Raw genomic sequence first — 12374 nt, 5'->3', positions numbered from 1 at the left:
CGACCGACACAGCCGCCGCTCCCGCCGGAGCCACGGCATCCGTCCCCGCCGTCGTCGGCGTGCTCGGCGGAGGCCGCATGGGTGCGGGGATCGCGCACGCGTTCCTGCTCGCCGGCTCCCGCGTGCACGTCGTCGAGCGCGACGAGGCCGCCGCCGCCCAGGCGCGGGAGCGCGTCGAGACCGCCCTGTCCCGCTCGGCCGAGCGCGGAACGCAGATTCCGGATGCCGACACCCTCACCACCGGAGTCGACGCGGACGCATTCGCCGAGGCGGGCCTCGTGATCGAGGCCGTGCCCGAGGATCGCGACCTCAAGCGCGACGCCCTCGCGCGGATCGAGGGGGCTGTGCAGGACGACGCGGTCGTGGCATCCAACACCTCCTCCATCTCGATCGACGCGCTCGCCGCCTCGCTCGCCCGGCCCGACAGATTTCTCGGGCTGCACTTCTTCAACCCCGTGCCTGCTTCGGCCCTCGTCGAGGTGGTGACCGGCGAGCGCACCGCCGCCGCGGTCGTCACGCGGGCGACGCAATGGGTCGAGGCGATCGGCAAGGCCGCGGTCGTCGTGCGCGATGCGCCGGGCTTCGCGTCGAGCCGGCTGGGGGTCGCGCTCGGGCTCGAGGCGATCCGCATGCTCGAGGAGGGTGTCGCCACCGCGCACGACATCGACACGGCGATGGAGCTGGGCTACCGGCATCCGATGGGACCCCTGCGCACCACCGACATCGTCGGGCTCGACGTGCGCCTCGGCATCGCCGAAGAACTCGAGCGCGCGTTCGGCGCGCGTTTCACCCCGCCCGCTTTGCTGCGCGACCTCGTCGCCCAGGGGCACCTGGGCCGCAAGACCGGCCGCGGATTCTACGAATGGAGCGCCTCATGACCTTCCTTCCCAGCTACGTGAACGGCACCTGGTGGGCACCCGAAAGCGACTCCGACGCGGCGATCGTGCGTGACGCCTCGACGGGGGAGGAGATCGTTCGCGTCAGCACGCGCGGACTCGATCTCGCGGGCGCGGTCGCCTACGCGCGCACCACCGGCCAGAAGAGCCTCGGCGCCCTCACCTTCCACCAGCGCGCGATGGTGCTGAAGAACCTCGCGATCGCGCTGAACGAGCGCCGTGAAGAGCTCTACGCCCTCTCGGCGCGCACCGGCTCGACCCGCCGCGACTCGCTCAGCGACATCGATGGCGGCATCGGCGTGCTGTTCACCTTCTCGTCGAAGGCGCGGCGCGAGCTGCCCGCCGGAAAGGTCGTGCTCGACGGACCGATCGAGCCCCTGTCGAAGGACGGCTCGTTCCTCGGCCGGCACGTCTACACGCGCCTGCCGGGCGTCGCGGTGCAGATCAACGCCTTCAACTTCCCGATGTGGGGCGCGCTCGAGAAGTTCGCTCCGGCCTTCCTCGCCGGGCTCCCCACGATCGTCAAGCCCGCAACCCCGACGGCCTATGTCGCCGAGGCGTGGGTGCGCATGGTCGTCGAGACCGGCCTGCTGCCCGAGGGCTCGCTGCAGCTGGTGAGCGGAAGCGTCCCGGGCCTGTTCGACCTGCTCGAGCTCGGCGACACCGTCGGGTTCACCGGCAGCGCCTCGACCGCCGAGCGCCTGCGCGCCCAGGCGAAGCCCGGCGTGCGGTTCACGAGCGAGACCGACTCGATCAACGCCTCGATCCTCGGCCCCGACGCCACCCCCGGCACCCCCGAGTTCGACGCCTACGTCAAGCAACTGCTGGTCGAACTCACGACCAAGGCGGGTCAGAAGTGCACGGCGATCCGCCGCGCGATCGTGCCGACGGGCATGACGGATGCCGTGGCCCAGGCGCTGCGCGACAAGATCGCCGAGCGCGTGGTCATCGGCGACCCACGCGTCGAGGGCGTCACGATGGGGCCGGTCGTCTCCCTCGAGCAGCGCGACGAGGTGCTGCGCCAGGTGCGCGCCCTCACCGATGCGGGTGGGCGCTTCGTGGTGGGATCCGCGGAGACGCCCGAGGGTGCTCCTACCGATGGCGCGTTCCTGCAGCCGATGCTGCTCGCCTTCGCGGATGCCGCGACCCCGGCCGTCAACGACATCGAGGCGTTCGGCCCGGTCGCGAGCATCGTCGAGTACGCCGACGTCGCCGAGGCCGCGACCATCGTGGGCCGCGGCGGGGGATCGCTGGTCACCAGCGTCGCCACCCACGACCCCGACATCGCGACCGAGCTGCTCACCCGCATGGGCGCGATGAACGGCCGCGTGCTCTTCCTCGACCGTGACGACGCCCGCACCTCGACCGGACACGGTGCCCCCGTGCCGCACCTCGTGCACGGCGGACCCGGCCGCGCCGGCGGCGGTGAGGAGCTCGGCGGCATCCGCTCAGTGCTCCACTTCATGCAGCGCACCGCGATCCAGGGCTCGCCCCGAATGCTCACCGCGTTGACCGGGGTGTGGCATCCGGGAGCCGATACCGACTCCGCCGGGACGCATCCGTTCCGCAAGCCCCTCTTGGACCTCCGAATCGGGGATGCCGTGGAATCGGCCGAACGCGAGGTCACCCTCGACGACATCGAGGTGTTCGCGAGATTCACCGGCGACAGGTTCTACGCGCACATGGACGAGGAGTCGGCGGCGGCGAACCCCTTCTTCCCGGGCCGCGTCGCGCACGGATACCTGCTCGTGTCGTGGGCGGCCGGCCTCTTCGTCGACCCCGCGCCCGGCCCGGTGCTGGCGAACTCGGGGCTCGAGAACCTGCGCTTCGTCACTCCCGTCTCACCCGGCGACCGGATCCGCGTCGCCCTGACGGCGAAGCAGATCACCCCGCGCGAGACCGACGCCTACGGCGAGGTGCGGTGGGATGCCGTGATCCGCAACCAGAACGACGAGATCGTCGCGCAGTACGACGTGCTCACGCTCGTGGCCAAGACGTGGGCGCCCGCTCCTCGGTCGGAGGGGGTGCTCGCATGAGCCTGCGGCCGATGATGCGCAACGACAACGCCTCGCGCATGCTCGGCATGGTCGTCGAGCACGACGCGCCGGGGGAGTCCCGCGTGTCGATGACCGTGCGCGACGACATGCTCAACGGCTTCGCCATCACCCACGGCGGGCTCGTGTTCACCCTCGCCGACACGGCCTTCGCGATCGCGTGCAACGAAGACGAGCGGGTCACGGTCGCCGGGGGCGCCGACATCACGTTCTTGAAGTCGACGACGGCGGGGCAGACGCTCACCGCGACGGCCGCCCGTCGCGCGCGGAGCGGGCGGACGGGCCTGTACGACATCCGCGTGACCGATGAGACGGGCGACCTCGTCGCCGAGGTGCGCGGCCGCAGCATCACGACCGACCGGCGGCCGCCGGAGGCTGAGCCCGTCGAAGCCGCCAGCCGCCGCGCACCCCACGACCCCGCCCCCGAGCGCGACGAGGCGCTCACGACCACGGAGGTGTCCCGATGACCCTGACCGCCGCATCGCGCCCCGACTTCCTGGCATCCGTCGATCCGACCGCGATCCCGCTCGAGAGCCTGCGCGCGCTGCAGCTCGAACGGCTGCAGTGGACCGTCCGCCACGCCTACGACAACGTCGCGCTCTACCGACGCAAATTCGACGAGGCCGGCGTTCACCCCGACGACATCCGCAGCCTCGACGACATCCGCCTGCTGCCCTTCACGACCAAGGCCGATCTGCGCGAGACCTACCCCTTCGGCATGTTCGCGGTGCCGATGGCCGACGTCCGCCGCATCCACGCGTCGTCGGGTACGACCGGGCGCCCCACCGTCGTCGGCTACACCGCGGGCGACCTCGACCGGTGGGCCGATCTCGTCGCGCGGTCGCTGAGTGCTGCCGGCATCCGCGCCGGGGATCGCGTGCACAACGCCTACGGCTACGGCCTGTTCACCGGCGGTCTCGGAGCCCACGCGGGGATCGAGCGCCTCGGCGCGACCGTCATCCCCATGTCGGGTGGGCAGACCGCGCGGCAGGCGCAGCTCATCCAGGACTTCGAGCCGGATGCCATTCTCTGCACGCCCAGCTACCTCCTGACGATCGCCGACGCGCTGGAGTCCGCCGGCGTCGACCCGCGGTCGACCTCGCTGAGGGTCGCGGTGCTCGGTGCCGAGCCGTGGACCAACGAGATGCGCCACGAGATCGAGCGTCGCCTCGACCTCGTCGCGGTCGACATCTACGGCCTGAGCGAGGTGATGGGTCCGGGCGTGGCATCCGAGAGTGCCCTGACGAAGGACGGTCCGCACATCTGGGAAGACCACTTCCTCCCCGAGACGATCGACGGCGACAGCGGAGAGCCCGTCGGCGACGGCGAGCTCGGCGAGCTGGTGTTCACCTCGCTCACGAAGGAGGCGTTCCCGGTCATCCGCTACCGCACCCGCGACCTCACCCGGCTGCAGCCCGGCTCGGCGTTCCCGGCGATGCGGCGCATCCAGAAGATCACCGGCCGCAACGACGACATGATCATCCTGCGCGGGGTGAACCTCTTCCCCACGCAGATCGAGGAGATTGTGCTGGGCATCGAGAAGCTCACCCCGCACTTCGTGCTCGAGCTGCGTCGAGAAGGACGAATGGATGCCATGACCGTGCGCATCGAGCGGCATCCGGCCCTCGACCGCGAGGTGTGCGAGGCCGCGGGCGTCGTGCTGCAGCAGCGCATCAAGGTGCTGATCGGCACGACCGTCGACGTGCGCGTCGAGGAGCCCGGCGTGCTGCCGCGCAGCGAGGGCAAGTACAAGCGCGTGTACGACCTGCGCTGACGTCCCGGCGATCGAGAGCGGCCGCCCCGCCCGCGGGCTGAGGACGCACCGCTTCGTCGAGGACGCACTCGTTCGGTGGCCATCTGGTGCGTCTTCGACAAATGTGTGCGGTCTCGCCGACGCGGCGCGGCCGCGGGGCGTCTCAGGCCTCCGGGCGGGCGAGCGTGGTGTCGTCGAGTCCGTCGATGAGATCGCGGAGGCTGTCGAACACGCGAACGGCTCCGGCGTCCCGAAGCTCTTCCGGAGAGAAGCCACCCGTGCGCACGGCGATCGTGGAGATGCCGGCCTTCCGAGCGGCGATCGCGTCCCAGGGGGAGTCCCCGATCATGATGCCGCGCGAACCCGGCACGCGATCGAGTGCCGTCTGAACGAGGTCGGGCGCGGGCTTGCTCGCCTCGACGTCGTCGGAGGTGGTCCAGGCGTCGGCGAGTTCGCGAGCTTCGACGAGGTCGAGGAAGTGCTCGACATGATCGCTCTTGCCGGAGCTGGCGAGGACGATCTGGAACCCACGCCTCTTCACCTCCGCGAGAAGGTCGTGCGCTCCCTCGAAGGGTTTCACCTCGTCGATGAGGGGGTCGAACTCCTCGGTCCACGCCGTCCGCAAGGCCTCGCCGTGCTCGCGCTCGACGTCGTCGCTGGTGAGGGACGCGACGAGCTGATCCCCGCCCATGCCGATGGCGCGGTGGATCCGCCAGATCGGCAGCACGATGTCGTGCCGCAGGAACGAGCGGTACCACGCGAGGGCGTGCTGGTAGTTGGTGTCGACGAGGGTGCCGTCGACGTCGAAGATCGCGGTGTCTGCCATGTCCTCCACGACACACGTCCGGCGGCGCAGGTGCACGCCCGTTGCAGTCCCTCGCGCCCTCCGCTACAGTTTTACTGAACGATCGGTCTGTAAAAGGAGTCGATGATGACGATGACCGCCCCCACAACGGAGGCCCTCGACGGCGAGGCGATGTTCGACGCCCTCATCGAGGCCGACGGACGCATCGAGCCGCGCGACTGGATGCCCGACGGCTACCGACGCACGCTCATCCGCCAGATCTCGCAGCACGCGCACTCGGAGATCATCGGCATGCAGCCCGAGGGGGCGTGGATCACGCGCGCCCCGAGCCTCAAGCGCAAGTCGATCCTGCTCGCCAAGGTGCAGGACGAGGCCGGTCACGGGCTCTACCTGTACTCCGCCGCGCAGACCCTCGGCATCACGCGCGACGAGATGACGCAGCAACTGGTCGACGGCAAGGCGCGGTACTCGTCGATCTTCAACTACCCGACCCCGACGTGGGCCGACATGGGGGCGATCGGCTGGCTCGTCGACGGCGCCGCGATCTGCAACCAGGTGCCCCTGTGCCGCGCCTCGTACGGACCGTACGGACGCGCGATGGTGCGCGTCTGCAAGGAGGAGTCGTTCCACCAGCGCCAGGGATTCGAGATCCTGCTGACGCTCATGCAGGGCACCGACGAGCAGCGGCAGATGGCTCAGGATGCCGTGGACCGGTGGTACTGGCCGAGCCTCATGATGTTCGGACCCCCTGACGACGACTCGCCCAACTCGGCGCAGTCGATGGCGTGGAACATCAAGCGTTTCAGCAACGACGATCTGCGCCAGCGGTTCGTCTCGATGCTCGTGCCGCAGGCCGCGGTGTTGGGCGTGACCCTGCCCGACCCCGAGCTGCGTTTCAACGACGAGACCGGCCAATACGACATGGGCGAGATCGACTGGACCGAGTTCCACGAGGTGCTCGCCGGTCGAGGGCCGCTCAATCGCCAGCGTCTGCAGAACCGTCGCGCCGCGCACGAAGAGGGCGCCTGGGTGCGCGAGGCCGCGGCGGCCTATGCCGCGAAGAAGAGCGCCGCCCGTACCGAGACGGCGGCGGCCTGATGGCCACCCCCGGCGGCAGCCCCGCCGAGACCTGGCCGCTGTGGGAGGTCTTCGTGCGCGCGAACCGCGGTCTGAGCCACGTGCACGTGGGCTCGCTCCACGCGCCCGATGCCGAACTCGCGGTGCGCAACGCCCGCGACCTCTACACCCGTCGCGGCGAGGGCGTGTCGGTGTGGGTCGTGCCCTCGGATGCCGTGACGACGAGCGACCCGGGAGCCAAGGGCGCCTTCTTCGAGTCGCCTGCGGGAAAGAACTACCGGCACGCGGTGTACTACACCGCCTCCGAGGGGGTGCCGCACCTGTGAGCACCTGGACCGACCACGGTGCAGCGCCGGCGGCTGAGCCCGTCGAAGCCCCTGATCCCCCGCACGGCGACGATCCGCACGGCGACGTCTCGCTCGACGCGCGCGAGCTGTCGGCCGAGCTCGCCGGGGGAGAGGACCGCGCGACCGACCCCGACGTCGCCGCGTACGCCCTGCGCCTCGGCGACGACGCCCTGATCCTGTCGCAGAACCTCTGCGGCTGGATCGCCCGTGCCCCCGAGCTCGAAGAAGACGTCGCGCTCGGCAACATCGCCCTCGACCTGCTCGGCCACGCCCGCTCGCTCCTGCGCTACGCGGGGTCGTACGACGGCCGCAGCGAGGACGACCTCGCGTACTGGCGCGACGAGCCGGAGTTCCGCAGCGCCTGGCTGTTCGAGCTCCCGAACGGCGACTTCGCCCACACGATCGCCCGACAGCTCCTGGCATCCGCATATCTGCTCGAGCTGTACCGCGACCTCACGGCATCCGCCGACCCGGTGATCTCGGCGGTCGCGGCGAAGGCCGAGAAAGAGGTCGACTACCACCGCGATCACGCCGTGCAGTGGACGCTGCGTCTCGCCGGCGGCACCGACGAGTCGCGTCGACGCTTCCTCGTCGCCCTCGACGACGTGTGGCCCTATCTCGACGAACTGTTCCGCGACGAGCCGCTGCACGAGCGGCTCGACGGAATCGCCGTGCGCCCGTCGTCGCTGCGCGGTCGCGTCGACGACGTGCTCGCCGCCGTTCTGGCCGAAGAGGACGTTCCCGTACCCTCGATCCCCGGTTCCTCCGCGGGGGGTCGCCGGGGTGCCCACCATCCCTCGTTCGGGCCGTTGCTCGCCGAGATGCAGGTGCTGGCCCGCCGGCATCCGGGGGCGACGTGGTGACCGCGACCCTCGCGCACGCGCGCGAGGTCGTCGCGGCCGTCGTCGACCCCGAGGTGCCCGTGCTCACGATCGACGACCTCGGGGTGCTCCGCGACGTGCGCCTCGACGGCGACACAGTGACCGTCACGATCACGCCGACCTACTCGGGGTGCCCCGCGGTCGACGCGATCCGCGACGACATCGTGCTCGCGCTCACCTCGGCCGGCTTCGACAACGCGGTGGTCAAGACGACGCTCACCCCCGCGTGGACGACCGACTGGATGAGCGACGACGGCAAGCGCAAGCTCACCGAGTACGGCATCGCCCCGCCGACCGGACGCGCGCCCGCGGGACCCATCCGCGTGAAGCTCAGCGTCGCGTGCCCTCGCTGCGGATCCCTCGACACCCGCGAGGTCTCGCGCTTCGGCTCCACCTCGTGCAAGTCGCACTGGGAGTGCCGCGCGTGCCTCGAACCCTTCGACCACTTCAAGGCCCTCTGATGACGATGACGGATGCCGTGAACCCGGTCGCCACACCGGGAACCCCGCGCGCCCGCGCCCGCTTCCACACCCTGCGCGTCGCCGACGTGCGCCCCCTCACCCCGACCGCGATCGAGGTGACCTTCGCGGTGCCTGACGAGCTCGCGGACGCCTTCGACTACGCGCCCGGGCAGTACGTCGCGCTGCGCGCCCGTATCGACGGCGAGGAGCTGCGCCGCTCGTACTCGATCTGCCGACCGCCGGCGCCCGGCTCGATCAGTGTCGGCATCAAGCGCGACCCCGACGGGCGCTTCTCGACCTGGGCGCACGAGGGCCTGCGTCCCGGCGACGAGGTCGACGTGATGAGCCCGCAGGGAACCTTCGTCTCGAAGGCCTCGACGGCCACGGGCCATGTCGTCGCGATCGCCGCGGGCTCGGGCATCACCCCGATCATGGCGCTCGCCGCCGACGTGCTCGAGCGCTCCGCCGACAGCCGCATGACCATCGTCTACGCCAACCGGTCGTCGACCGACGTGATGTTCGTCGACGAGCTCGCCGACCTGAAGGACCGCTATCCGTCGCGCCTCACGCTGCACCACGTGCTGTCGCGCGAGCAGCGCGCGGCGCCCGTGTTCTCAGGGCGCATCGACGACGAGCGGCTGCGGCTGATCCTCTCGCGGCTCATCGATCCGGCATCCGTCGACGAGTGGTTCCTGTGCGGTCCGTTCGCCCTCGTCGAGCTGTGCCGCGAGGTGCTCGCCGAGGTCGGCGTACCGCGCGAGCGCGTGCGGTTCGAGCTGTTCACCGCGGGAGACGGCGACGCCCCCGCGCAGGCCGGGGGAGCGCGCCCGGTGCGCCTGCGCCAGGACGAACCCGTGCGCCGCATCGACTTCACCCTCGACGGACAGTCGGCGTCGGTCGACAGCCCGGTCGCGGCGAACGAGACGATTCTCGCGGCCGCGCTCCGCGTGCGCCCCGATGTGCCGTTCGCGTGCGCGGGTGGGGTGTGCGGAACCTGCCGCGCCCGCGTGATCGAGGGCGCCGTGACGATGACCGAGAACTACGCCCTCGAGCCCGACGAGATCGAGCGCGGATACGTCCTCACCTGTCAGTCGCACCCGAGCACCGACGCCGTCCGCGTCGACTACGACGGGTGAGCGCGATGATCGACTACCGCTTCGACGAGGGCGTCGCCGAGATCGTGCTGAACGCGCCCTCCCGCCGCAACGCCCTCGGCCTCAACGACCTGCACGAGCTCGCCGCCGCGTACGACCGCGCCGAGGCCGACGGCGCCCGCGCCGTGCTGCTGCGCGGAGAGGGGCCCTCGTTCTGCGCCGGCCGCGACATCTCGGGCGTCGATCCCGCGACCGACGACGTCGGCGGCTACCTCGATGACATGCTGACCCCGCTGCTGCGGCGCATGGCGATGTTCCCCGCACCCACGTTCGGCGTCGCGCACGGCGCCTGCCTCGGCGTGGGACTCGGTCTGCTGATCGCCACCGACGTCGTCTACGTCGCCGACACCGCGAAGATCGGCTCACCCTTCGCCGCCCTCGGGGCGACCCTCGATTCCGGCGGTCACGCGCTGTTCGTCGAGCGCCTCGGCGCTCACGCCACGCTCGACCTCATCTACACGGGGCGGCTGATGTCGGGTGCCGAGGCCGTTCGTGCCGGACTCTTCTCGCGCGCTTTCCCGGCGGATGAGCTTCCGGATGCCGCGTCCTCGGCGGCCCTCTCGGCCGCGGCCGGTCCGACGCAGGCCTTCGGCGCGAGCAAGCGCATCGTGAGCGCGATCCGCGACGAGCGCCTGGGCCTGTGGGACGCGATGGCGCTCGAGAACCGCGCCCAGGCGGCCCTGGCCGCCACGGACGACTACCGCGAGGGGTTCGCCGCCTTCCAGGCCAAGCGCCGTCCGGAGTTCACGGGGCGGTGAACCGCGGCCGCGGGGCAGACCCTGCTTGAATCGGGAGATGCCGCGCATCGACGATGATGACGAATTGTCCGCCCTCCGCCGCCGGGCGTACGCGCCGGGCGGCGACATCGCCGACGATCCCGAGGCCCTCGGGCGCTTGATCGAGCTCGAGAGCCGCGACGGCTCCTCCTCGACCTCCGCTTCCGGGTCGGCGCCGCCGGATGTGGAGGGGGCGCCGATCGAGGACAGCGCGGATGAGGGGCCGGACCCGGTACCCGACCCGCCGCGACGGAGGTTCCGGATGCCGCGCCTGCCGCGTTCCACGACGATCCTGCTGACCGCGGCGGCCCTGGTCGTCGTCTGCGCGGGGACCGCGCTCGTCCTCGTGCAGCGCGTGCAGACCGACCCTCTGCAGGTGGGCGCGACCCAGGTCGCCCGACTCGCGCCGGATCCGGGCTTCCGCCCGCCGAGCTCGTTCACGCGGGGAGTGTCGAGCGGCGTCACGTCGTACGCGGAGTTCGAGGGCTTCCGCGTCGCCGTGTACGCCTCGTTCGACGCCGGGGAAGGAGGGTCGAAGTGCATGACAGTCTGGCAACCCGCGCTGCTGCAGGAGCTGGGTGACGGCACGTCCTATGACGGCCAGTACCTCATGCCCTCCTGTGGGGCCGGGCTGTTCCCGCCCACCGCGACGATGCTCCTGAGCGAAGGCACCCCCGAATTGCGCAACGGCGACCTGCCCGCCGGCACCGCCCTGCAGTTCGTCTACGACGCCGCGAACGACGAGGTCGTGGTCTTCGAGGGCTGAGGTCTCGGCATCCGCCCCGCCCATGCGCCACCCCCGCCGCACGCGACGATGCCCCGGCACGCGGCCGGGGCATCGTTCGACAGCGTCAGCGCGTCACGCGGCGCTGGTCACCGCGAACTGCACCGAGCCCTGTTCGGGGTCGATCTGCGCGTCGAGCACGCGGTCGTCGAGGACGGCGGCGGCGTCGCTGTCGAGGAAGACACGCGCTCCGGCGTTCTCCACGACGGCGTCGTCGGGCTGGGGGCCATCCACGACCGAGAGCGCGAACTGCGACTCGGGGGATCCCGCGCCTTCGATGCGGACGCCGCCCTGGGCGGCGTCCGGGAACTGGGCGGTGATGGTCTTCACGGCGGTCGTGGCCTCTTCGGTGAGCGTCAGCATGGTGACTCTCCTTCTCTGATCGACGACAGGAGTCAGCCACGATGCCGAGAATCCGAGCCGCGCTCAAGCTCAGGCCGTCATTGCCAGGGTTTTCCCACCGGCCTCTCGACCGGACTCAGGGCAGCAGGCCGGCGCGCCGCGCCCGCGTCACCGCCGCGTGACGCGTGGAGGCGTCGAGCTTCGACATCGCCGAGGCGAGATACGACTTGACCGTGGTCTCGCGCAGGTGCAGCGATGCCGCGATCTCGCCGTTCGTCGACCCCACCGCGGCGCACGCGAGCACGTCGATCTCGCGACGGGACAGGTGCACCTCGGAATCGGATGCCGTGTCGCCGGCGTCTCCGGTGAGGGCGGCGAGACGCGCTTCGACGTCTTCGAGGCGACGGCGCACCGCGTCGTCGGACACCCTCGCCGCGATGCTGCGCAGCTGGGCGTAGCTCTCTCGGATCTCCTCGCGCGCTCCGGCGCCGAGTCCGTTCTCGGGGCCGGGGGCCGAGGCCAGTCGCCGCTCGACTTCGGCGCGCACGCGGAGCTCGGTGCCGAGCTCGCCGGCGACGTCGAAGGCGGGGCGCGCCTCGATGTCTCCGACCGGGGCCTGCGCCCACGATCCGCAGTACAGGATTCCGCGAGCCGCTCCGCTGACGAGGACGGGGACGGCGAACAGCGTGGCGATCCCCTCGCCGAGGATGGCGCGGTCGTAGTCGTGGGTGATCGAGCGAGACGTGCGGTAGTCCAGCGTCATGCGCGGGCGCCGCTCCACGAGGGCGCGGCCGCCGAGGCCCCGCGACGCGTGGACGACGAGGCCCTCGATGCTGCGCGTGCGGGCGCCGACGATCGTGCTGACGTGGACGGCGCCGTCGTGCTCCAACCCGCCGAAGGCGACGGGGAAGTGCGTACGGCGCGCGAGCTCGGCGACCGCGTGCGACACGAGGGTCGCATCGTCTCGAAGTGTGGAGGGTGCACTCACGCACTACCTACTTCCGGGGGTGACGGCTTCGTCGCCGCGTTTCGTAGCGTCGACCC

General features: G+C 71.2%; 14 protein-coding genes. 11 read left to right on the top strand and 3 right to left on the bottom strand.

Going from position 1 to position 12374, the window contains the following annotated elements; genetic code table 11:
* Window positions 1-59 precede the first annotated feature (59 nt).
* Genes ASE56_RS10835 through paaK form a run of 4 tightly spaced genes read left to right on the top strand, consistent with a single transcriptional unit; the run spans window position 60 to window position 4724 of the window.
* Window positions 60-878 carry a 3-hydroxyacyl-CoA dehydrogenase family protein gene (locus ASE56_RS10835; protein WP_056229833.1) on the top strand — a complete coding sequence of 273 codons (819 nt, stop codon included), beginning with the start codon at window positions 60-62 and terminating at the stop codon, window positions 876-878.
* Complete coding sequence (paaZ, locus tag ASE56_RS10830; protein WP_056229829.1) at window positions 875-2932, top strand: phenylacetic acid degradation bifunctional protein PaaZ; 2058 nt, start codon at window positions 875-877, stop codon at window positions 2930-2932. Before ASE56_RS10835 ends, paaZ begins: the two co-directional genes overlap by 4 nt.
* The gene (gene paaI, locus ASE56_RS10825) at window positions 2929-3417 is read left to right on the top strand and encodes a hydroxyphenylacetyl-CoA thioesterase PaaI (protein ID WP_082450557.1); all 489 of its coding nucleotides are present in this window, start codon (window positions 2929-2931) and stop codon (window positions 3415-3417) included. The genes paaZ and paaI overlap by 4 nt, the downstream gene beginning before the upstream one ends.
* Entirely contained in the window at window positions 3414-4724 is a 1311-nt protein-coding gene (gene paaK / locus ASE56_RS10820; RefSeq protein ID WP_056229116.1) for a phenylacetate--CoA ligase PaaK, read from the top strand. The genes paaI and paaK overlap by 4 nt, the downstream gene beginning before the upstream one ends.
* A gap of 142 nt (window positions 4725-4866) precedes the next feature.
* On the opposite strand, the gene ASE56_RS10815 is transcribed toward paaK, so the two are convergent.
* Window positions 4867-5529, bottom strand: coding sequence for an HAD family hydrolase (locus tag ASE56_RS10815; RefSeq protein ID WP_056229113.1), 663 nt, complete (start codon window positions 5527-5529; stop codon window positions 4867-4869).
* A gap of 105 nt (window positions 5530-5634) precedes the next feature.
* On the opposite strand from ASE56_RS10815, the gene paaA reads away from it, so the two are divergent.
* The 7 genes from paaA (at window position 5635) to ASE56_RS10780 (ending at window position 10970) form a co-directional block, all read left to right on the top strand.
* Window positions 5635-6606: a 1,2-phenylacetyl-CoA epoxidase subunit PaaA gene (gene paaA, locus ASE56_RS10810; RefSeq protein ID WP_056229826.1), complete on the top strand. Its 972-nt coding sequence runs from the start codon at window positions 5635-5637 to the stop codon at window positions 6604-6606.
* A complete protein-coding gene (paaB, locus tag ASE56_RS10805) occupies window positions 6606-6911 on the top strand; it encodes a 1,2-phenylacetyl-CoA epoxidase subunit PaaB (RefSeq protein WP_055838158.1) in 306 nt (101 codons plus the stop codon). Before paaA ends, paaB begins: the two co-directional genes overlap by 1 nt.
* Before the next feature lie 107 nt (window positions 6912-7018).
* Window positions 7019-7795 carry a 1,2-phenylacetyl-CoA epoxidase subunit PaaC gene (gene paaC, locus ASE56_RS10800; RefSeq protein WP_235556987.1) on the top strand — a complete coding sequence of 259 codons (777 nt, stop codon included), beginning with the start codon at window positions 7019-7021 and terminating at the stop codon, window positions 7793-7795.
* A complete protein-coding gene (gene paaD / locus ASE56_RS10795; protein ID WP_082450555.1) occupies window positions 7792-8274 on the top strand; it encodes a 1,2-phenylacetyl-CoA epoxidase subunit PaaD in 483 nt (160 codons plus the stop codon). Before paaC ends, paaD begins: the two co-directional genes overlap by 4 nt.
* Window positions 8274-9410, top strand: coding sequence for a 1,2-phenylacetyl-CoA epoxidase subunit PaaE (gene paaE, locus ASE56_RS10790; RefSeq protein WP_056229104.1), 1137 nt, complete (start codon window positions 8274-8276; stop codon window positions 9408-9410). The genes paaD and paaE overlap by 1 nt, the downstream gene beginning before the upstream one ends.
* 5 nt (window positions 9411-9415) lie before the next feature.
* Window positions 9416-10186 (top strand): enoyl-CoA hydratase/isomerase family protein, encoded by a 771-nt coding sequence (locus ASE56_RS10785; protein WP_056229100.1) that lies wholly within the window; start codon window positions 9416-9418, stop codon window positions 10184-10186.
* 37 nt (window positions 10187-10223) lie between these two features.
* A complete protein-coding gene (locus ASE56_RS10780; protein WP_056229097.1) occupies window positions 10224-10970 on the top strand; it encodes a hypothetical protein in 747 nt (248 codons plus the stop codon).
* Window positions 10971-11063: 93 nt separating this feature from the next.
* Here the strand turns inward: ASE56_RS10780 and ASE56_RS10775 are convergent, their stop codons facing one another.
* Both ASE56_RS10775 and ASE56_RS10770 read right to left on the bottom strand, forming a co-directional pair.
* Window positions 11064-11351: a Fe-S cluster assembly protein HesB gene (locus ASE56_RS10775; protein ID WP_056229095.1), complete on the bottom strand. Its 288-nt coding sequence runs from the start codon at window positions 11349-11351 to the stop codon at window positions 11064-11066.
* A 115-nt stretch (window positions 11352-11466) separates the two neighbouring features.
* On the bottom strand, window positions 11467-12318 hold the full coding sequence (locus ASE56_RS10770; protein ID WP_056229091.1) for a LuxR C-terminal-related transcriptional regulator: 852 nt from the start codon (window positions 12316-12318) through the stop codon (window positions 11467-11469).
* Between the last annotated feature and the right edge of the window lie 56 nt (window positions 12319-12374).

It is taken from the genome of Microbacterium sp. Leaf203, assembly GCF_001421275.1.
Lineage (GTDB): Bacteria > Actinomycetota > Actinomycetes > Actinomycetales > Microbacteriaceae > Microbacterium > Microbacterium testaceum_A.
This window is presented reverse-complemented; position numbering and strand designations above follow the sequence as displayed.